Source organism: Ruegeria sp. AH12 (assembly GCF_056541465.1).
On sequence record NZ_JBQFYL010000069.1, the window covers coordinates 1 to 1,216 of the forward strand.

General features: G+C 55.8%; 1 protein-coding gene. It reads left to right on the forward strand.

All coding sequences use genetic code 11. From position 1 onward, the window contains the following. The coding region (gene glcF, locus ACR0EL_RS21650) for a glycolate oxidase subunit GlcF (protein ID WP_480502241.1) at nt 1-1,216 on the forward strand (1,216 nt) is incomplete at both ends.

Sequence of the window (1,216 nt, forward strand, 5' to 3'; positions counted from 1 at the left end):
CAACGAGATACTCCGAAATTGTGTTCACTGCGGTTTCTGTACAGCAACCTGCCCGACTTATCAGGTGCTAGGCGATGAGTTGGACAGCCCTCGCGGGCGCATCTATCTGATCAAGGACATGTTGGAGAATGAGCGTGTTCCGGACGAAAAGACTGTCAAGCATATCGATCGCTGCCTATCCTGCCTCGCCTGCATGACCACGTGCCCCTCGGGCGTGCATTACATGCACCTCGTGGACCACGCACGGGAATATATCGAAGACAACTACAAGCGCCCGTTCTCGGATCGGGCTCTGCGCTGGATATTGGCCAGAATCCTGCCTTATCCGGCTCGCTTTCGCTGGGCTCTAATCGGGGCAAAGCTGGGTCGTCCGTTCCGGTTTCTGATGCCGGATGCCCGGCTAAAGGCGATGCTGGACATGGCGCCGAGATATATTCCACCAGTCAGTCGCAATGATGACCCTCAGAGCTTTGCAGCAAAAGGCGCTAAGAAGAAACGCGTCGCCCTAATGACGGGCTGTGCGCAAAAAGCGCTGAACACCGACATCAACGACGCCACGATTCGCCTGCTGACCCGATTGGGCTGCGAGGTCGTTGTCGCCGAAGGTGCCAGCTGTTGTGGCGCATTAACCCATCACATGGGTAAAACCGGTGAAAGCCATGCGTCTGCTGCAGCCAATATCCGGGCCTGGACACGCGAAATGGATGGTGATGGTCTGGATGCGATCGTGATCAACACCTCGGGGTGTGGGACCACGGTTAAAGATTATGGGCACATGTTCCGCAGTGATCCGCTGGCGGCGGATGCGGGGCGTGTATCCGCCCTGGCGATGGATATCAGTGAGCTTTTGGTGCAGCTGGAGATGCCGGACAGCGACAAGAAAGAACTGGTTGTTGCCTACCACGCGGCGTGTTCATTGCAACATGGGCAAAAGGTTACCTCTTATCCCAAGAATCTGCTGAAATCTGCTGGATTCACAGTGTTAGAGCCTAAAGATAGTCATTTGTGCTGTGGCAGTGCAGGAACCTACAACCTGATGCAGCCTGAGATTTCGAGTCAGTTGAAACAACGAAAAGTGCGCACGCTTGAGGCTAGGAATCCTGATGTTATCGCGGCAGGTAACATCGGATGCATGATGCAGATCGGCTCTGGGACTGACACGCCCGTTGTCCACACAGTCGAGCTGCTGGACTGGGCCACCGGAGGGCCGGAACCG